The 16,789-nt window shown below is 49.8% G+C and carries 23 protein-coding genes and 1 riboswitch; of the genes, 13 read left to right on the top strand and 10 right to left on the bottom strand.

Annotated elements, in window-relative coordinates:
• Positions 1-4 precede the first annotated feature (4 nt).
• Positions 5-727 (top strand): ABC transporter ATP-binding protein, encoded by a 723-nt coding sequence (locus tag BM331_RS00980; protein WP_074926130.1) that lies wholly within the window; start codon positions 5-7, stop codon positions 725-727.
• A gap of 216 nt (positions 728-943) precedes the next feature.
• Here the strand turns inward: BM331_RS00980 and fur are convergent, their stop codons facing one another.
• Entirely contained in the window at positions 944-1,384 is a 441-nt protein-coding gene (gene fur, locus BM331_RS00990) for a ferric iron uptake transcriptional regulator (protein ID WP_074926135.1), read from the bottom strand.
• Positions 1,385-1,593: 209 nt separating this feature from the next.
• On the opposite strand from fur, the gene BM331_RS00995 reads away from it, so the two are divergent.
• Complete coding sequence (locus BM331_RS00995; protein WP_074926138.1) at positions 1,594-2,082, top strand: outer membrane protein assembly factor BamE; 489 nt, start codon at positions 1,594-1,596, stop codon at positions 2,080-2,082.
• Positions 2,079-2,885, top strand: coding sequence for a 4-hydroxy-tetrahydrodipicolinate reductase (gene dapB / locus BM331_RS01000; RefSeq protein ID WP_074926141.1), 807 nt, complete (start codon positions 2,079-2,081; stop codon positions 2,883-2,885). The genes BM331_RS00995 and dapB overlap by 4 nt, the downstream gene beginning before the upstream one ends.
• Before the next feature lie 93 nt (positions 2,886-2,978).
• Here dapB and BM331_RS01005 read toward each other — a convergent pair whose 3' ends face one another.
• Positions 2,979-3,320: an IS200/IS605 family transposase gene (locus BM331_RS01005; protein ID WP_074926143.1), complete on the bottom strand. Its 342-nt coding sequence runs from the start codon at positions 3,318-3,320 to the stop codon at positions 2,979-2,981.
• 21 nt (positions 3,321-3,341) lie between these two features.
• On the opposite strand from BM331_RS01005, the gene BM331_RS12325 reads away from it, so the two are divergent.
• Genes BM331_RS12325 through BM331_RS01025 form a run of 5 tightly spaced genes read left to right on the top strand, consistent with a single transcriptional unit; the run spans position 3,342 to position 4,825 of the window.
• A complete protein-coding gene (locus BM331_RS12325) occupies positions 3,342-3,446 on the top strand; it encodes a helix-turn-helix domain-containing protein (protein WP_218154522.1) in 105 nt (34 codons plus the stop codon).
• Between the two features lie 38 nt (positions 3,447-3,484).
• Positions 3,485-3,619 (top strand): type I restriction endonuclease subunit R, EcoR124 family, encoded by a 135-nt coding sequence (locus tag BM331_RS11930; RefSeq protein ID WP_083414641.1) that lies wholly within the window; start codon positions 3,485-3,487, stop codon positions 3,617-3,619.
• On the top strand, positions 3,612-3,746 hold the full coding sequence (locus BM331_RS12090; protein ID WP_256214758.1) for a hypothetical protein: 135 nt from the start codon (positions 3,612-3,614) through the stop codon (positions 3,744-3,746). The genes BM331_RS11930 and BM331_RS12090 overlap by 8 nt, the downstream gene beginning before the upstream one ends.
• Positions 3,747-3,794: 48 nt before the next feature.
• A complete protein-coding gene (locus BM331_RS11935) occupies positions 3,795-3,965 on the top strand; it encodes a hypothetical protein (protein ID WP_256214788.1) in 171 nt (56 codons plus the stop codon).
• A 59-nt stretch (positions 3,966-4,024) separates the two neighbouring features.
• Positions 4,025-4,825 (top strand): symmetrical bis(5'-nucleosyl)-tetraphosphatase, encoded by an 801-nt coding sequence (locus BM331_RS01025; protein ID WP_074926149.1) that lies wholly within the window; start codon positions 4,025-4,027, stop codon positions 4,823-4,825.
• On the opposite strand, the gene BM331_RS01030 is transcribed toward BM331_RS01025, so the two are convergent.
• From BM331_RS01030 to gcvT, 6 genes are all read right to left on the bottom strand, one after another.
• A complete protein-coding gene (locus tag BM331_RS01030) occupies positions 4,779-5,576 on the bottom strand; it encodes a lysophospholipid acyltransferase family protein (RefSeq protein WP_074926150.1) in 798 nt (265 codons plus the stop codon). The genes BM331_RS01025 and BM331_RS01030 overlap by 47 nt on opposite strands.
• 72 nt (positions 5,577-5,648) lie before the next feature.
• On the bottom strand, positions 5,649-6,584 hold the full coding sequence (locus BM331_RS01035) for a carbohydrate kinase family protein (RefSeq protein ID WP_074926152.1): 936 nt from the start codon (positions 6,582-6,584) through the stop codon (positions 5,649-5,651).
• A gap of 33 nt (positions 6,585-6,617) precedes the next feature.
• Entirely contained in the window at positions 6,618-8,069 is a 1,452-nt protein-coding gene (gcvPB, locus tag BM331_RS01040) for an aminomethyl-transferring glycine dehydrogenase subunit GcvPB (RefSeq protein WP_074926153.1), read from the bottom strand.
• A gap of 74 nt (positions 8,070-8,143) precedes the next feature.
• A complete protein-coding gene (gcvPA, locus tag BM331_RS01045) occupies positions 8,144-9,499 on the bottom strand; it encodes an aminomethyl-transferring glycine dehydrogenase subunit GcvPA (protein ID WP_074926155.1) in 1,356 nt (451 codons plus the stop codon).
• Between the two features lie 209 nt (positions 9,500-9,708).
• Positions 9,709-10,098, bottom strand: a complete 390-nt coding sequence (gcvH, locus tag BM331_RS01050; protein WP_074926156.1) for a glycine cleavage system protein GcvH — start codon at positions 10,096-10,098, stop codon at positions 9,709-9,711.
• Between the two features lie 72 nt (positions 10,099-10,170).
• A complete protein-coding gene (gene gcvT, locus BM331_RS01055; RefSeq protein WP_074926158.1) occupies positions 10,171-11,262 on the bottom strand; it encodes a glycine cleavage system aminomethyltransferase GcvT in 1,092 nt (363 codons plus the stop codon).
• Positions 11,263-11,356: 94 nt separating this feature from the next.
• Positions 11,357-11,455: riboswitch (glycine riboswitch) on the bottom strand.
• A gap of 194 nt (positions 11,456-11,649) precedes the next feature.
• Here gcvT and BM331_RS11940 point away from each other — a divergent pair.
• The 4 genes from BM331_RS11940 to BM331_RS01075 all read left to right on the top strand — a co-directional run bounded on the left by BM331_RS11940 (position 11,650) and on the right by BM331_RS01075 (position 13,663).
• Positions 11,650-12,264 (top strand): hypothetical protein, encoded by a 615-nt coding sequence (locus BM331_RS11940; protein WP_074926161.1) that lies wholly within the window; start codon positions 11,650-11,652, stop codon positions 12,262-12,264.
• A gap of 138 nt (positions 12,265-12,402) precedes the next feature.
• Complete coding sequence (locus BM331_RS11945; protein WP_074926164.1) at positions 12,403-12,759, top strand: RHS repeat-associated core domain-containing protein; 357 nt, start codon at positions 12,403-12,405, stop codon at positions 12,757-12,759.
• The gene (locus BM331_RS11950) at positions 12,756-13,349 is read left to right on the top strand and encodes a polymorphic toxin type 50 domain-containing protein (protein ID WP_371265324.1); all 594 of its coding nucleotides are present in this window, start codon (positions 12,756-12,758) and stop codon (positions 13,347-13,349) included. The genes BM331_RS11945 and BM331_RS11950 overlap by 4 nt, the downstream gene beginning before the upstream one ends.
• A gap of 2 nt (positions 13,350-13,351) precedes the next feature.
• Positions 13,352-13,663 (top strand): MafI2 family immunity protein, encoded by a 312-nt coding sequence (locus tag BM331_RS01075; RefSeq protein WP_083414642.1) that lies wholly within the window; start codon positions 13,352-13,354, stop codon positions 13,661-13,663.
• 203 nt (positions 13,664-13,866) lie between these two features.
• Here the strand turns inward: BM331_RS01075 and BM331_RS11760 are convergent, their stop codons facing one another.
• Positions 13,867-14,427 (bottom strand): hypothetical protein, encoded by a 561-nt coding sequence (locus tag BM331_RS11760; protein ID WP_074926169.1) that lies wholly within the window; start codon positions 14,425-14,427, stop codon positions 13,867-13,869.
• A 37-nt stretch (positions 14,428-14,464) separates the two neighbouring features.
• The gene (gene hemF / locus BM331_RS01085; RefSeq protein WP_074926787.1) at positions 14,465-15,370 is read right to left on the bottom strand and encodes an oxygen-dependent coproporphyrinogen oxidase; all 906 of its coding nucleotides are present in this window, start codon (positions 15,368-15,370) and stop codon (positions 14,465-14,467) included.
• 172 nt (positions 15,371-15,542) lie between these two features.
• On the opposite strand from hemF, the gene aroC reads away from it, so the two are divergent.
• Positions 15,543-16,715, top strand: coding sequence for a chorismate synthase (gene aroC / locus BM331_RS01090; RefSeq protein WP_074926170.1), 1,173 nt, complete (start codon positions 15,543-15,545; stop codon positions 16,713-16,715).
• The last annotated feature ends 74 nt before the right edge of the window (positions 16,716-16,789 follow it).

Raw genomic sequence — 16,789 nt, forward strand, 5'->3', positions numbered from 1 at the left:
TGACATGAGCAATAGAGGAATCCGCATCGAAAATTTGAGCAAGCGCTTTGGTAAAGGTGAAGCCGCTGTATTCGCACTCAAGAACGTCAACATGCAAGTCGCCCCTGGCGAAGTGGTCGGACTGATTGGTCCGTCCGGCTCAGGCAAAAGTACGCTGCTTAAATGTCTCGGCGCGGTGATTGACCCTACATCCGGACGCACGACCCTGGATAATGAAACCATCTTCGATAATGGCTGGAAACTACGTGATTTGCGCGCTTTGCGTCGTGACAAAATTGGCTTCGTGTTCCAGGCACCCTATCTGATCCCGTTTCTGGATGCGACTGACAATGTTGCGCTTTTGCCGATGCTAGCTGGTGTGAGCGATGACGAGGCACGTAAACGCGCACTGGAACTGCTCGCTGCACTGGATGTGCAGCATCGTGCTCGTGCCATGCCAGCACAACTGTCCGGTGGTGAGCAACAGCGCGTAGCCATTGCACGAGGGCTGGTCAATCGCCCTCCTGTCATTCTAGCTGACGAGCCCACCGCTCCCCTGGATTCACAACGTGCACTAGCAGTAATCCGTATACTTAACACAATGGCTAGGCAATTTGAAACTGCCATCATTGTTGTGACACACGATGAAAAAATTATCCCGACCTTCAAGCGTATCTACCATATTCGCGACGGCGTGACCCATGAAGAAGCAGGAGAAGGGCGCAGTACTGACAGCCCCTCACATTAAAAATATGATATGTGGTTGTGTTGCCAAGAGAAAGTGCGCAAATGGATTTTCTACACCATGAATCAATCAGCATGTGATCAAACCTGGCAAAAATACCGATCGCGATGCCGGTGACGAACCGGGCATGCACCAGATATGAAAATTTCCTGAGCGCTGCGGGCGATTACTCGTTACCTTGGTTTACAGATTTAGGAATATACAAAGCAATGCTACTGTCTATTTGTTATGCGGGCAGTTTTCCTTGATACAGTCCGCATATAATGACAAAGAATGATCCTGCAGCACAAATCCCCGCTCCTTAGCAATTTTCACCTGGCGTTTTTCGATTTCGGGATCAAAGAATTCTTCAACGTGACCACATTGCAGGCATACTAAGTGGTCATGATGATTGCCACTGGCCAGTTCAAAAACTGCCTTGCCACTTTCAAAATGATGACGCTCAAGCAATCCGGCCTGCTCAAACTGGGTCAGAACACGATAAACCGTTGCCAGACCGATATCTTCTCCTTCACCCAGCAATTCTTTATAGACATCTTCTGCCGAGAGATGCCGAATCGGGCTGTTCTCAAACAAATTCAATATCTTCAAACGCGGGAGTGTTGTCTTCAATCCCATTGTCTTAAGATCTATACCTTTCAAATTTTCTGATTTACTCATAAGTTATTTACCCAAAAAATTACTGTATTTGTGAGACAATTGAAAAGCGTAAACCTTCATCATAATTTCTTTTTAGTCAGGAGAAATTCCCTGACGCACTACAAAAATACGTATTACAGTCACTTTTTATTTACACTTTACGTTGCCCCGGGGGGAGCCAACCGTTCATAATATCCTATCCCGGATGGATTGAAAAATATTGGCCTGGTATGTACGCATTCTTCCCACGACTGTTATTGCTGTTATTGCTTCCCTTCCTGCCACACTGCACTTATCTTCCTCCATTCCCTTACAAAATTGATATCCAGCAGGGTAATGTTGTCACTGAGGAAATGGTAGCCAGGCTAAAACCAGGAATGACCCGTTCACAGGTCCGATTCACATTGGGCACGCCGCTGGTGGTAGATGTATTCCATGGTGACCGTTGGGATTACATCTATCGTCTCGCGCCAGGTGGCCGTATAACCGAAGAACGGAAACTGATTGTTTTTTTTAAGAATGACCGACTATCCCATATTCAAGGAGATTTTCCGCAACCCCCTGCCTTCAGCGAGCCTTCTCCGGTTTTTTCCATCCCCGAAAAAACATTTGGATCCCCTCCTGGTGTTGATGGCATAGAAAACGAGGGATCTGACAAAAAAGAAACAATCGATTTCCTCAAAGAAAATCAGACAAATTTTTACAGGGATAATCAATGACACTGTTAAACATAGCCGTTGCCGGAAGTACCGGCCGCATGGGTCGGACTATCATGGAAACTATTGCCGAAGCGCAAGATCTGCGGTTATCTGCAGCACTTGAACAACCCGACAGTCCATATCTGTCGCAAGATGCAGGTGGTTTAACCGGAACACCCTGTGGAGTTGTCATCAATAGTGATTACGCCTCCACACTGACAGGCAGCGATGTGCTGATCGACTTCACTCGCCCCGCCGGAACATTGGCACATCTTGCCGTGTGCCGTCAATCAGGCATCCACATGGTAATCGGCACTACCGGATTTTCAGCAGAAGAAAAAGAAATCATTCGCGATGCAGCAAAAGACATCGCCATCGTATTTGCTCCCAATATGAGTGTGGGTATCAACATACTGTTCAGGTTGCTTGAAGTCGCCGCACAGGCGTTACCTGCTGGTTACGATGTGGAAATCATTGAGGCACATCACCGTCACAAAGTGGATGCACCTTCCGGAACTGCCCTGCGTATGGGGGAAGTGATTGCACAAACTCAGGGAAAAGATCTTGAGAAAGTAGCAATTTACGGGCGTGAAGGCCATACTGGTGAACGTGCGGCAAGTACCATCGGATTTTCAACCATACGCGGTGGAGATATTGTGGGCGACCACACAGCACTATTCGCCGGAATCGGCGAACGCCTAGAAATCACCCATAAAGCCAGCAGCCGTAAAACATTTGCTGCCGGTGCCGTGCACGCAGCCCGTTTTCTCGCTACCCAAAAATTTGGGTTGTTCGATATGCAGGATGTGCTGGGGCTACGCTGATTTACACCAGCCTTGTATTGATCAAGTGCGCGGCAAACCTCGCCATTTCAGGGTGGAAAGGATAGCGAGGACTTTGTTGCCGTCCCTGGTTTTTCAATGTGGCGTTTGCTGCTGCTCGATGTACTGGCGCACGATCTCGATGGGCGTACCACCACAGCTACCGGCGAAGTAGGACGGCGGCCACAGCGCTCCGCCCCATAGTTTCTTGCGGACGCCAGGATAGTTCTTTTTGCGGATCATCCGGCTGGATACGCCTTTTATGAACTCCACCAATTCAGCCTCAAAGGCTACGCAAACGCTGGCAAAGATGTCGCGCAGATCGTCGAGGATTTGTTTAGTGAACACTTCACGGCGATATTTGGTCAAAAAGACCAAATGCACATGCATCAGAAATACGCAATGCCTTCCGTGGCGAATGTCATTGTTATTGCTCATAGGCCAAACTATACTATCTCCATGCAACGCCTCCAAGCCTTTAAATACGAACTTCGGCCAGACGGCCAGCAGCAGCGGCAAATGCGCCGCTTCGCTGGCTCGTGCCAGTTTGACCTGCTCAAGTAAAACCGTACAACCCAGTTAAGCAACATTTTTCAACTGAGATGGACCTGCTCAAATCGCAGGAAACCAACCTGGATTACATCCTGAAGCTGATTTTCGAGCACAACAAGAAGACCAAGAGTAAGTCTGGCCTGGTGGATGAAGTGCGCCGGGTGATTCGCGCCAGCTTTGGGTAACCGCGCTAAAGAAAGCCTGCTGGTGGATTTCATCAATCAGATCGATCTGGACCAGATTGGCGACAAGGCCAGTGTGATTGATGCCTTCTTCACGTTTACCCAAGCGCAGCAGCAGCGTGAGGCGTAAGAACTGATCAGCGATGAGGAGCTGAATGCAGAGGCGGCTCGTCGCTATATCGCAACATCGTTAAAGCGTGAGTTTGCCAGCGATAATGAAACTGAGCTTAATGCCATCTTACCCAAGATGAGCCCACTGAACCCGCAATACCTCACGAAAAAGCAAAGTTTTTTCCAGAAAATTGCTACTTGTGTTGAAAAATTCAAAGGTGTTGGTGGAAAAATTTAGCTTAATTTCAATCAAGTAGAATAAAGTACTGCTAATTAATCTATATTTTCCTGATCTCAATGGCAACTTACGCGATTGGTGACCTGCAGGGTTGCTACCAGCATTTCCTCGAACTACTCGACTTGACTGGCTTCAATTCCACCCGGGACAAACTATGGCTGGTGGGTGATATCGTCAATCGTGGGCCGGATTCTCTTTCATTATTGCGTATGTTAAGAGCGTTAGGCGAGGCTGTCGTGATAGTGCTCGGCAACCATGATCTTCACCTTTTGGCAATTGCTGCGGGTTCTGCCCAACAGAAACACGGGGATACCCTGCAACCGGTTCTGGATGCTCCGGACAGAACAACACTGCTTGACTGGCTAAGGCACCAGCGACTGTTCTATCACGAAGATGAATACGCTCTGGTTCATGCCGGGCTGTTACCTGCCTGGCATACTGAGCAAGCGGCAATACTGGCACAGGAGGTTGAAGCAATCATCCACAGCGATCAATTTCAGGAGTTTTCCCGATCGATGTATGGTAATGCGCCTGATTGCTGGCAGGATACGCTACGGGGAGAGAATCGCTGGCGAGTCATCATTAATGCCATGACTCGTATGCGCGTCTGCTCACCGGAAGGAAACATGAACTTTTCCTACAAAGGTAGTCTTTCAGCTATTCCGAAAGGCCTGTTGCCCTGGTTTGACATTCCCTGGCGCGCCAGCAAAGATACAACGATTGTATTTGGGCACTGGTCTGCACTAGGATTACATCTAATGCCTAATCTGATTGCTCTGGATACGGGATGCGTCTGGCAAGGCTGCCTGACAGCTATTCGGTTGGAAGACAGGAAGGTATTTCAGGTACCGTGTGCATAACCTTGAGTGATAACGCTTGAGCAATGGCCTTTTCCGCCAGACGCGCAAGTTCGCGGCGGTTTTTATCAACTCCGGAAATGGGGTTCATGAAATTTAATTCGGCCAGAATTTCTGGTTCATTCAATACCAACATCAGGGATTGCAATATCGTTACGGTAACATAGACCACGCTTGTATTCCGTGAACCATCGCGGTTCCTGTAACGAATCGCAACCGGACAAAGCAATGCTTCTGCTGTTACAGCTGGTTGCAACAAGGAGGCGTGAAAATGCAGAAGCACATCGCCGTTACAGGTCGCACCTTCGGGAAATATAGCCACAGAGTATCCAGCTTTCAGAATGCTATCTATTTGCTGATTGATTCGTAACGTATCTCCACGTTTTTTACGTTCAATAAACAGTGTCCCGACACTCCGGCATAACCAGCCCAGCACTGGCCAGGTGCTGATTTCTGCCTTTGCAACGAAGCGCACGGGATACAAAGCCAGAATAACGATGATATCCAGCCACGAGGTATGATTCGCTACAAAGAGCACCCCTTGCTGATTACAGGCAGGCAGAGAGCCACCGGAAGACAACTTCACATTAAGGATATGAAGAAATTTCTGTGCCCATTTACAGATCATATGATTCTGCCGGGCCGTACTGGTATACGGAAGAAATAGCGATTGCAGCAACCCGGAAGCAATATGCAACATCAACCTGATAAACCGGATACTTTTGACCAGCTTATTTACCCTGGTTACGGCCATGGCAAATAATAAGTCAAATTGATCCGGGAAGAACCAGGTTGATAAATGTATTTTTCAGCCTTGGGCAAGCCGCTAAAATATGCGACTGCCAAAAGATTCAAAATAGTGCTGGCCGATTTCATCACGCTCATAGCGATGATTCTGGCCGCCACGATAAGCGATCTTCAGCGTGCCCATGAGTGAGGCAAGTTGCCCGGTTTCCTGCCAATCCATACCCTGAGCAATGCCGTAGAGTAGCCCGGCGCGATAGGCATCTCCGCAGCCCGTTGGATCAACTACTTTCTTCGGACGAACAGCCGGTATCCGGAATTGCTTACCTTGCGCATAAATCACCGAGCCTTCTGCTCCTTTTGTCTCGATGAGTGCATTGACCCGGGTAGCCAGCTTGTTCAATGTATAGCCAGTAAGTGACTGCAACAACTGAGCTTCATAATCATTAACCGCAATATAATCTGCTTTTTCAACAAAATCGAGCAGCTCGTCCCCGTTGAACATCGGCATTCCCTGGCCAGGATCAAACATGAATGGAATACCCGCCTCATGAAACTCCCGGGCATGAGCCAACATTCCCTCCCGGCCATCCGGAGCGACAATACCAAGAATTATATCTGCAGCGTCTTTCACACTATTCTGGTGCGAAAAATTCATTGCTCCCGGATGAAAGGCGGTGATCTGGTTATCATCCAGGTCAGTAGTGATGAACGCCTGCGCTGTAAAAGTATCCTGTACCTGACGGATATGAGTCTGCGCCAGCCCGAGCTTTCCCAGCCTGTAGGCATAGGGCTGAAAATCATCTCCAACCGTCGCCATAATCAAAGCCTTGCCATCCAGCATCTGCAGATTGTAAGCAATATTTGCCGCACATCCTCCAAATTCCCGGCGCATCTCAGGCACCAGAAACGCCACATTCAAAACATGGATTTTGTCCGGAAGAATATGGCGTTTGAAACGGTCTTCAAACACCATGATTGTGTCATAGGCGATAGAGCCACAAATCAGTGTATGCATATCAATTCAAAGTTATCACGCGCAAGAGGTCAATCAGCCCGCTGGATTCCATACCAGATCAAGTTCACGAGCAGCCTTGACATCATCTATTTTCCGCAACGGCATGTTATGAGGTGCCGCCTTGACCATTTCCGGTTGCGTGTCTATCTCATCCAGAATCTCCTTCATCGCAACAACAAAGCGATCCAGTGTTTCTTTGGATTCAGTTTCGGCCGGCTCAATCAGCAAACATTCCGGCACCAGCAGCGGAAAATAGACGGTTGGCGCGTGAAAACCCTTGTCCAGCAGGCGCTTGGCCAGGTGCATTGCGGTCACTCCGGTTTTATCTTTGATTTCCTTCATAGTGACAATGAATTCGTGACTGGCACGCCGGCTGGGATAAGCAATCTCAAAGCCCAGCTTACGTAACTCAGCCAGCAGATAATTAGCATTAAGTGTTGCATATTCTGCAATCCGAAACATTCCTTCTGCACCCAGTAACCTGACATAGATGTAAGCACGCAACAACACTCCGGCATTACCCATGTGTGCGGATAAGCGTCCGATGGATTGAGGACGATCTTTCTCCGTCAACCAGCGATAAACGCCCTGCTCATGCGCCACGATGGGGATCGGTAAATAAGGCAACAAACAGTCTGCCACGCCTACCGGAGCCGCACCCGGCCCTCCACCGCCATGCGGGGTCGAGAAAGTTTTATGCAGATTCATATGGATCACATCAAATCCCATGTCACCCGGTTTGACTTTACCCAGTACTGCATTAAGATTGGCCCCATCGTAGTACAGCAAACCACCGGCCTCATGCACAACCCGGCTCATTTCTGCCACTTTTTTCTCAAATACGCCCAGGGTGGAAGGGTTTGTCAGCATTAAACCAGCCGTTCTGGGGCCCACTGCCGCTTTCAAGGCTTCCATATCCACGTCACCATCGCGATCCGTAGGAATCTCGATCACTTTATAACCGCACATGACAGCAGTAGCCGGATTGGTGCCATGCGCAGCATCCGGGATGATGATCTCGGTGCGCTCGGTATCCCCACGTGCTTCATGATAAGCACGAATCATCGTAATACCGATCAGTTCGCCCTGTGCACCCGCCATGGAAGTCAGGCTGACTGCAGACATGCCCGTAACGTCTTTTAGGATTTCCTGCAGCTCATACATACAAGCCAGGAATCCCTGACCGGTATCTTCAGGTGCCAGCGGGTGGCGTGACAAAAATTGTGGCAGCATGGCCAGTGCATTACAGGCACGCGGGTTGTACTTCATGGTGCAGGAACCAAGTGGATAAAACTCCGTATCTATCGAAAAATTTTTCTGGGATAGACGAGTATAGTGGCGCACCGTGTCCATCTCGGAAACTTCAGGCAACAAGGGAGCGGATTTGCGCTTCAGATTATCTGGAATATTGTTCTTGATTGGCCGAGTTGCCGGAGCCTGGGAATAATTCCGGCGATTTTTGCGGGAATGTTCAAATATCAGCATGTTTTATCTTATGTGGGTGAGATTGATTCAATACAGAACAAGCAACGCTGCTCTCTTCTGGTTTTCTTCTAATTTCAGGCCTTCAGTACCTGTCGCAACATTTCAGTATACTTATCCAAATCTTCCGCTATTTTGGTTTCCGTTGCACAGACCAGCAGCGTGTTCTTCAGATCCGGATAGTGATTCTCAAGAAGTACACCTCCCAGTACACCTTGCGCCTTGAGCTTGCTCAAGACCTTATCAGCCGGAACAGATAACTGAAGCACTGCTTCGTGGAAGAACGGGCTGTGGAATGCCTTCTTCACACCGGGAAGTGTTTCCAGTTGTTCTACCAGCGCTAAAGTATTTGCATGAGATTGGGCGGCAACCCGATACAATCCTTCAGGCCCCAGTAACGACATGTAAATTGTCGCTGCTGTTACCATCAATCCCTGATTGGTACAAATATTGGAAGTTGCTTTCGAACGACGGATATGCTGCTCCCTTGCCTGCAATGTCAAGGCAAACCCTTCTTTTCCTTCCAGATCGGTAGTCCGCCCAATGATCCGCCCCGGCATTTGCCGAACCAATTCCTGTTTGCAGGCCATAAAGCCAAAGTATGGCCCGCCACTGGAAAGTGGAATTCCCAGAGGTTGCCCTTCTCCAACAGCGATATCCGCTCCCTGACGCCCCCATTCTCCTGGTGGTTTCAACATGGCAAGTGCAGTCGGATTAACCACTGCAATAGCCAGAGATTGCTTGTCGTGCGCCCAATCTGCCAGCATATCAACCTGTTCGAGCACACCAAAAAAATTGGGCTGAGGAATAATCAGTGCAGCAAATTCTTCCTGTGCAAACTGGTCAAGCTGATCAATAGCTACCTGTCCGGTGGCAGGATCGTATGGAACCTCAACTACTTCGATCGCCTGATTTCTGACAATAGTACGAACCACACTGCGATAAATCGGGTGCACAGTCTGAGGAATCAGAATACGTCTGGATGATTTGTGCTGGCGCACAGCCATCAGAGCAGCCTCGGCCAGAGCAGATGCCCCGTCATACAAACTGGCATTGGACACATCCATTCCGACCAATGATGCCATCATGGTCTGGTATTCATACAACAACTGCAATGTACCTTGGCTGGCCTCTGCCTGATAAGGAGTGTAGGAAGAATAAAATTCTCCCCGGGTTGTTATCTGCCAAACTGCTGCTGGAATATGGTGTTCATAAGCACCTGCACCGATAAAGCTGAGATAGAACCCGTCTTTCTGCGCACGTTCGTACATGAGGCGCGAAATCTCCATTTCGCTCATGCCGGTCGGTACCCGGGTTAATTTTCCGTTTTTCAGCTCGGCGGGGATTTCATCGAATAATTCATCGATAGATGCAGCGCCAATGCTGGCAAGCATTTCTGTTACATCTTCTTCTGTATGGGGAATAAATGGCATGATTAACTGTATTATCCAAAAAACTTAAATGATTATGTCTGCTTGTCTATTTACTGCAAACAGCTTTAACAGAGCAGTGAAAAACTATCTGTATCGCCATGGTCGTGTTGAAACAAGCTCAAAGCCCATTTATCGTACATAAATTGCGCTTTTCTGCCTGTTTTTACCTTGTCCTGACCGCATCGTCGTCAACGTTTCTCACCATCCTGTTAATGTGCATCACTTTCCAGCAGTTTTTCATATCCGCTGGCATCAAGTAATTCATCAATTTCAGCAGTATTGGCCGGCTTAAGTTTAAACAGCCAGGCTGAATAACTGTCTTCATTTATTTTTTCCGGGGATGATTCCACCTCGGCATTGGCAGCAATAACTTCTCCGCTGAGTGGAGCATAAATATCTGAAGCCGCCTTAACAGATTCCACCACCGCACAATCTTCATTTTGTGCCAAGGTACGCCCTACTTTGGGTAATTCAACGAATACCATATCCCCCAGTAATTCCTGGGCATGTTGAGTGATACCTACTATTACCGTACCATCCGCCTCCAACTTGATCCATTCATGTGATTTTGCATATTTCAGCTCTGCTGGAACGCTCATTTATCCGTCACTCCCCAAAATTTAGGTTTAAAAATTCAAGATGCTTTATCTGCTGATACTTTTACAAAAAAATCAGATCAGTGCCTGGCCATTGCGTACAAACGGGTATTTAACGACCTTTGCCGCAAGCTGCTTATCCCGTACGACAACATGTACCTGCTCTCCTGTAGTAATTCCCACCGGAATACGCGCCAGTGCAATCGACTGATTTAAGGTGGGCGAAAATCCACCACTGGTAATTTCCCCTTCGCCAACAGCTCCCTCATGCTGAGTAATGATTTTCTGATGATTACGTAGCACTCCTTTATCCAGCAGAACCAGCCCTACCAATTGTTGATTAACCGGTCTTTCAAGCAGGGCCTGTCTACCGATAAAATTACGCTCACTTTTCAAGTCTACAGTCCAAGCCAGCCCGGATTCGAGCGGATTGGCTGTTTCGTCCATATCCTGGCCGTAAAGATTCATACCTGCTTCCAGACGCAAAGTGTCGCGCGCACCCAAACCGGCCGGGGCCACACCCGCCGCGTGCAGCCCTTGCCAGAAAGCTGCAGCTTCATCAGCTGGTAATGTAATTTCAAAGCCATCCTCACCGGTATAGCCGGTACGTGCGATGAAATAGCTGCCAAACGTTATTGACTGGAATGGCTTCAGGTCTTCTGAAGCTGCTTTGGAATCTGGGATAACAGCCCATACTTTCGCACGAGCATTCGGCCCCTGCACAGCGATCATGGCAAGGTCGCGACGTGGAGTAATGGTTAAATCAGGGGCATGCTGACTGGACTGTAAGGTAATCCAGTCAATATCCTTATCCGCCGTACCAGCATTAACCACCAGACGGAACCAGGATTCGGATAGGAAATAAATGATCAAATCATCGATAATCCCGCCAGCAGGATTCAACATACAGGTATAGAGCGCCTTACCAGGGACAGTAAGCTTATCGATATTGTTTGCTACCAATCCTCGCAGAAACTGACGAACATTTTCGCCGCGAAGATCGACTGTTAGCATATGGGAGACATCAAACATGCCAGCATCACGCCTGACAAAATGGTGCTCATCCAGCTGGGAACCATAATGCAAGGGCATATCCCAGCCACCAAAATCCACCATTTTTGCGTGCATGGCACGGTGTGCCGCATTCAGAGGGGTTGTCTTCAGCATTTATTCTCTCTCAAAAGTAAAAGGAAAGTTTTTACCTGTACTATTTCCGCATCCACGCAATACTACTCATGATCGCAGCGGCCAACAGATATCAACTACCCCCTCTGTCCTTTTACCTGAGAGTTTTACGGATAATCCTCCGCATGCCCCTTCGGTGGCTGAAACTGTTTCAGCGCTCTCCAGATTGCCGATCACAAGCAGTTACTCAAGCCTTACAGCCACACCTGAGCGATTCCGGGGGGTTCGCCTTCGGTGACGCCGTGTTTTGTGCAGACACAGCGCACTCTCCTGCCTGGATGAAATATTAGCAGGTCGAACTATACTCTAGCTTGGGATATTAAGACAAGGTGGGGCCAACTCGGAGAAAATTGGGATAGAAGCGGTGTAGTGATCCAACATGATCCGACCACTGCGGACAATATCACCTACGCCTACGACTTGCTCGGCCGCACGACGGCTGCCAACAAAACCGGCTATACCATCGGCTATGTCTATGACAATGCTGGACGGCTGACCAGCACCACTGCCGGCGGCAAGACGCTCGCCTACCAGTATAATCCGGCAGGCAACCGCACCCGGCTCACCTGGCCGGAGACTGCGTTCTACGTCACCAGCACCTATGACGCGCTCAACCGTCCGACCGCGATCAAGGAAACCGGCACGGTCAACCTGGCCACCTACGCCTGGGATGACCTCAGCCGTCGTACCACAGTAACGCTGGGTAACAGTACTACCACCAGCTATGCCTACAGCACCCAGAGTGCACTTTCCAGCCTCACTCACAACCTGACAGGGACCGCGCAGGATCAGACCTACAGCTACACCCGTAACCAGGCGCAGGAAATCGCAAGCCAAAGCTGGGCCAATGATCTGTACCAGTGGACGGGTTATGCCAACGGCACCAAGAGCTACACCGCCAACGGCCTCAACCAGTACACCATCGCTGCCGGCGCTACGCTCACGCATGACACCAAGGGCAACCTGACCGGGGATGGGGTATAGACCTATACCTACGATCTTGACAACCAGCTGATCAGTGCCAATAAAACCGGCTCAAGCAACAGCCTGGCGTATGATGGTGCCGGCCGGCTGCGGCAAACCACCCTGGCGGGCACCGTTACTGATCTCACTTACGATGGGGTGGAGCTGGTAGCTGAATACAACAGCGGCGGTACACTCCTGCGCCGCTATGTGCATGGCCCCGGCATTGATGAACCGCTGGTGTGGTATGAAGGAACGACTACCACTGCCAAGACCTGGCTGTACCAGGATCAGCTGGGCAGTGTTATCGGTACTGCCAACAGTGCCGGCACCAGTACCGCTATCCACAGCTATGGCCCATTTGGTGAACCCAATACCACTACCGGTATCCGCTTCCGCTACACCGGCCAGCAGTTCCTCGGTTCACTCAACCTGTACTACTACAAGGCACGCTTCTACTCCCCGCACTGGGCAGATTCCTGCAGACCGATCCGATCGGCACCGCGGATGATCTGAACCTCTACGCCTATGTGGGGAATAATCCGATCAACTTCAGTGATCCAAGCGGATTAATTGCTGCCGAAGCCAGTATGCTGATGGGTAAACTGGGTTCCTGGGGAAGGGAGAATGCCGGTACACTCGCAGAAATAGGGATAGGATTGACACCTGCAGGCGTCTATGCTGACATCTACACTGCAACAACAGGCAGATCACCGATAACCGGTGATTCTCTCTCCGGTTGGGAACGGGTTGCGATACTGATCTCAGGCGTCTCTGAAATCAGAAATGCAGGAAGGGCGGTAAGTGCGGTAAGTGCGGCACCGCTGGTTAAGTGGAGCGCACAAGAGAAGCATTTTCCTGGACATAACTCTTACGAGCCAGGAAAAAATATCTTAACGAGTGACCCTACGAAACTTGCGAAGCAGGCAGGAACAGGTCAACAAGTTGGGAAAATTCCTGTGGGTACTCCCGGCTCAAAAGAAAGAGTTAATTTTGGTGAAAACATCGGAACCTACATAGACAAGGCTGGTAATGCTTCTCCAACAACTAATGGAATGATTCATTACTCTAAAGATGGAATTCACATCGTTCCAGCAAGGCCATAGTCATGACGTCAATGCAAGAAGCGATAATTGACGCGCGCTTATCCATACAGAGAGCTTTGTTAGGAGCGGTTTCAGCGAATCTCCGTGCTGTGGTCTTCTCTATCGAGGATCGGCAGATAAATGTGCGTTTTTATTTTGATGGCTTGATTGAGGAATCTGATTTTGAGTCTGCTTCTTGTGTCGAAACGGAGATTCTTGCTGATTACCAAGCAGAGGATACGGTTACTGTTGAGTGTATAAGGCTGGATTCTCCTGGCGTCATTAGTGATGCTGGAGTTTGGGTCTACCATCGACAAGAGGCTTCTGGTGAATAGATGCTGCAAAGGGAGCAGGCGAGGCGATCCAGGTTACGAAGAGCGGTGGTGCTCTTCTTCCTGGGGCTAAGCACCAGATTCCCGAGGGTTTTGTTCGAAATCCGCATTGCTTCGGCAGCTGTGGCGAGGTAGTCGATGGAAATTTCAAGGAACGACCGTGTATCGACCCGCTGACACCTCCAGGGCAAAAGGGGCTGAACTATTCATAAAAAGGGGATAGACCACGATTTTGGGTTCCCACGGCTGTAGCGGCAAGCCCTAGAGAAACGTGGTTTGTCCTCTATTTTTCTTGACTCAGTTGGCCGGAGACCGCGTTCTACGTCACGACCACATTCGATGCATTGAATCGCCCAACGGCGATCAAGGAAACCGGCACCGTAAACCTGGCCACTTACGCCTGGGATGACCTCAGCCGTCGTACCACGGTAACGCTGGGTAACAGTACTACCACCAGCTATGCCTACAGCACCCAGAGTGCACTTTCCAGCCTCACTCACAACCTGACAGGGACCGCGCAGGATCAGACCTACAGCTACACCCGTAACCAGGCGCAGGAAATCGCAAGCCAAAGCTGGACCAATGATCTGTACCAGTGGACGGGTTATGCCAACGGCACCAAGAGCTACACCGCCAACGGCCTCAACCAGTACACCACAGCAGCAGGGGCCACCCTCACGCATGACACCAAGGGCAATCTGACCGGAGACGGCGTATGGACGTATAGCTACGATCTTGACAATCAACTGGTCAGCGCCAATTGTCACATCCCGTCAGATTATATTGTTTTTTTGAAGTTGCCCATCAGTCAAGCGGTAGCCAGTCCTTGCCAATCAGAAAATCAGTATAGAGTTTTGCTTCCGGACTGCCCGCTTTGGGTGACCAGTCATAGCGCCATTTGACAACAGGTGGCAGTGACATCAGGATAGATTCGGTGCGCCCTCCTGACTGCAGACCAAACAGCGTTCCACGATCCCATACCAGATTAAATTCCACATAACGACCACGGCGATAGGCTTGAAAATCCCGTTCGCGTTCGCCATAAGGAAGATTGCAGCGTTTTTGCAGGATTGGGACATACGCTGCCAGAAACTGATCCCCCACACTTTTGGTCAGGTTGAAGCAGGTAGCAAAATCCGGCTGGTTGAGATCGTCAAAAAATATACCGCCTATTCCACGCGGCTCTTTGCGATGTTTCAGGTAAAAGTATTCATCACACCATTTCTTGAAACGCGGGTAATACTCGCTACCCGAAGGCTGAAGTGCATGCTTGCAGATCTGGTGGAAATGAATAGCATCCTCTTCAAAACCATAGTACGGCGTAAGATCCATACCCCCACCAAACCACCAGACCGGTTCAACCCCTTCTTTGATGGCGGCAAAAAAACGGACATTCATGTGGACAGTCGGCGCATAAGGATTGCGCGGATGCAGCACTAGTGAAACCCCCGCTGCCTCAAACGCCCTGCCCGCAAGTTCTGGCCGGGCTGCCGTGGCCGAGGCAGGCAAACCTTTCCCATACACATGTGAAAAATTGACACCACCACGCTCCAGCACATTGCCTTCTTCAATCACACAACTGGTTCCCCCCCCACCTTCCGGACGATCCCATGAATCGCGACGAAATGAGCCACCATCAGCCTGTTCCAATCCGGCCACAATGCTGTTCTGTAAATTAACCAGATAATCCTTGACTTGTGCAAAGTCCATACCCTCTCCCAATATGTGATGCTGATATTTGTCAATCGGCTTTTCGGGCAATTCTACCTGCACATCCCTGAATTGGCACGCTGATACCGCGCCACCACTCAATTGTCATCTCATCTTTCCGTTTTAGCTTGTGTTAGACTTCATGATTTTCCTGTTTAACCAAGGATCTGTCATGTCTGGCAATATCATCGGAAAGCTGTTTTGCGTCACTTCATTTGGTGAATCCCACGGCCCGGCGATCGGCTGTATCGTGGATGGATGTCCACCCGGGTTGGTGTTATCCACCGGGGATATTCAACTGGAGCTGGATCGACGCAAACCTGGTACATCCCGACATGTCACCCAGCGGCATGAGGGAGATCGGGTGGAGATACTCTCGGGCGTATTTAACAACATCACAACGGGGACACCCATCGCTCTGCTGATTCGTAATGAAGATCAGCGCAGCAAGGATTACAGCAAGATCATGGATGTGTTCCGTCCTGGCCATGCAGATTACACCTACTGGCAAAAATACGGCATTCGCGATTATCGTGGTGGTGGTCGTTCATCCGCGCGGGAAACGGCTGTGCGGGTGGCAGCTGGCGCTATTGCCAAAAAATGGCTGCATGAACGCTATGGCATTGTCATTCGGGGCTATATGGCGCAGCTTGGTCCAATCACCATTCCCTTTAAAAACTGGGAGGCCATCAACCAGAATCCGTTTTTTGTTGCGGACGATGACTACGTTCCCAAACTGGAAACATTTATGGATGCTTTGCGCAAATCAGGCGATTCAGCGGGTGCCCGGATCAATGTGATAGCGGAAGGTGTACCCGTTGGCTGGGGTGAACCGGTTTACGACCGACTGGATGCTGATATTGCTCATGCCATGATGAGTATCAATGCAGCCAAAGGGGTGGAAATTGGTGCCGGATTCAACAGTGTGACGCAAAAAGGAACGGAACATTCGGATGAAATCACGCCCGAAGGATTTCTGAGCAACAATGCCGGTGGAATTCTGGGCGGCATTTCCAGCGGACAGCCGATTACCGTCAGCGTGGCGATCAAGCCCACCTCCAGCATCCGGCTCGGGCGGCGTTCTATTGACAAGGCTGGCAATCCCGCAATCGTCGAAACCCACGGCAGACATGATCCCTGCGTCGGCATCCGGGCAACGCCTATCGTAGAAGCGATGCTGGCTATTGTCTTGATGGATCATGCCCTGCGTCATCGAGGGCAGAATGAGGATGTGGTTTGTACCACTCCCAAAGTTCCTGGAAATACCATCAATCCAACAAATCCGGCAACAACACAACCCGACGTACGTCGGGCTGAAGATCCGGAACCGGATGAAAATTCGTAAACAGATTGCTTGCCACAGAAAAATCGGCGATTCTCAACTCTACCCCTTTCAAATCAGCTCGCCGCTGACAACGA

The organism is Nitrosomonas eutropha, assembly GCF_900116685.1.
Classification (GTDB): domain Bacteria; phylum Pseudomonadota; class Gammaproteobacteria; order Burkholderiales; family Nitrosomonadaceae; genus Nitrosomonas; species Nitrosomonas eutropha_A.

What these genes read in the sequence shown, in the direction of transcription:
- BM331_RS00980 (WP_074926130.1), top strand. Translation starts at nt 5, where the DNA reads ATGAGCAATAGAGGAATCCGCATCGAAAATTTGAGCAAGCGCTTTGGT.
- fur (WP_074926135.1), bottom strand. Translation starts at nt 1,384, where the DNA reads ATGAGTAAATCAGAAAATTTGAAAGGTATAGATCTTAAGACAATGGGA.
- BM331_RS00995 (WP_074926138.1), top strand. Translation starts at nt 1,594, where the DNA reads ATGTACGCATTCTTCCCACGACTGTTATTGCTGTTATTGCTTCCCTTC.
- dapB (WP_074926141.1), top strand. Translation starts at nt 2,079, where the DNA reads ATGACACTGTTAAACATAGCCGTTGCCGGAAGTACCGGCCGCATGGGT.
- BM331_RS01005 (WP_074926143.1), bottom strand. Translation starts at nt 3,320, where the DNA reads ATGAGCAATAACAATGACATTCGCCACGGAAGGCATTGCGTATTTCTG.
- BM331_RS12325 (WP_218154522.1), top strand. Translation starts at nt 3,342, where the DNA reads ATGCAACGCCTCCAAGCCTTTAAATACGAACTTCGGCCAGACGGCCAG.
- BM331_RS11930 (WP_083414641.1), top strand. Translation starts at nt 3,485, where the DNA reads ATGGACCTGCTCAAATCGCAGGAAACCAACCTGGATTACATCCTGAAG.
- BM331_RS01025 (WP_074926149.1), top strand. Translation starts at nt 4,025, where the DNA reads ATGGCAACTTACGCGATTGGTGACCTGCAGGGTTGCTACCAGCATTTC.
- BM331_RS01030 (WP_074926150.1), bottom strand. Translation starts at nt 5,576, where the DNA reads ATGGCCGTAACCAGGGTAAATAAGCTGGTCAAAAGTATCCGGTTTATC.
- BM331_RS01035 (WP_074926152.1), bottom strand. Translation starts at nt 6,584, where the DNA reads ATGCATACACTGATTTGTGGCTCTATCGCCTATGACACAATCATGGTG.
- gcvPB (WP_074926153.1), bottom strand. Translation starts at nt 8,069, where the DNA reads ATGCTGATATTTGAACATTCCCGCAAAAATCGCCGGAATTATTCCCAG.
- gcvPA (WP_074926155.1), bottom strand. Translation starts at nt 9,499, where the DNA reads ATGCCATTTATTCCCCATACAGAAGAAGATGTAACAGAAATGCTTGCC.
- gcvH (WP_074926156.1), bottom strand. Translation starts at nt 10,098, where the DNA reads ATGAGCGTTCCAGCAGAGCTGAAATATGCAAAATCACATGAATGGATC.
- gcvT (WP_074926158.1), bottom strand. Translation starts at nt 11,262, where the DNA reads ATGCTGAAGACAACCCCTCTGAATGCGGCACACCGTGCCATGCACGCA.
- BM331_RS01075 (WP_083414642.1), top strand. Translation starts at nt 13,352, where the DNA reads ATGACGTCAATGCAAGAAGCGATAATTGACGCGCGCTTATCCATACAG.
- hemF (WP_074926787.1), bottom strand. Translation starts at nt 15,370, where the DNA reads ATGGACTTTGCACAAGTCAAGGATTATCTGGTTAATTTACAGAACAGC.
- aroC (WP_074926170.1), top strand. Translation starts at nt 15,543, where the DNA reads ATGTCTGGCAATATCATCGGAAAGCTGTTTTGCGTCACTTCATTTGGT.